The organism is Alcanivorax sp. HI0044 (genome assembly GCF_001634945.1).
Window position 1 is genome coordinate 1 of record NZ_LWEZ01001415.1, and the last position, 670, is coordinate 670.

Here is a 670-nt window from a genome sequence, read left to right on the forward strand (position 1 = left end):
CGGATGGCCTGGGGGCCGCCGACTTTCAGGTAGTGATCGATGGCGCCGTCCATGTCCAGCTTCTGTTCGGCAGCCTGGGCCAGATAAAGATGAATATCGTCGGGGCGATAGTTCCGGGCGAGCAGGACGTTGAGTTGGGTCTCGGCGGCTTCACTGGCGCCGGCTTCCAGGGCAAGCAGGGCCAGCGAGAAGCGCAGGTCCAGATCCTGTGGATTTTGCTCCGCCATCACGGTGAGCTGCTCGCCAGCCTGTTCCAGCTGGCCGGTGGCCAGCAGCATGCGAACGTAGGCAATGCGGGGGCGGCGCGCTTGCGGGTATTTGCGGACCAGTTTTTTCAGGTGACGCAGGGCCTTTTTCGGTTCGCCGGTTTCGTAGAGCAGCTGCGCCTTGAGGAGCAGGGCATCTTCATGGCGCGGCATTAACTTGAGGGCGCGCTCGGTGGCGTCCAGGGCCGGTTCGGGCTGCTTCTCATGTTCAAGCCACAGGGCGCGGGCGTACCAGAGGGGCGCCTGATCCGGGTAGCGATCGGTGAGCTGGGCCAGGGCTTCGACCAGTTGCAGGTTGCCCTGTGCGTCCAGGCCGCGGGCCTGAGTCACCAGGCGACCCAAGGCTTCTTCGCCGTGGGCGCTGAGTAACCGGTCCAGATGCCGGCTGGCCGCTGCCGTGTTGC

1 protein-coding gene is annotated in these 670 nt (G+C 65.1%); it reads right to left on the reverse strand.

All coding sequences use genetic code 11. The features are described from left to right. Nucleotides 1-670, reverse strand: a 670-nt coding sequence (locus tag A3730_RS20925) for a lipopolysaccharide assembly protein LapB (RefSeq protein WP_156501283.1), incomplete at both ends; no start/stop codon positions are given.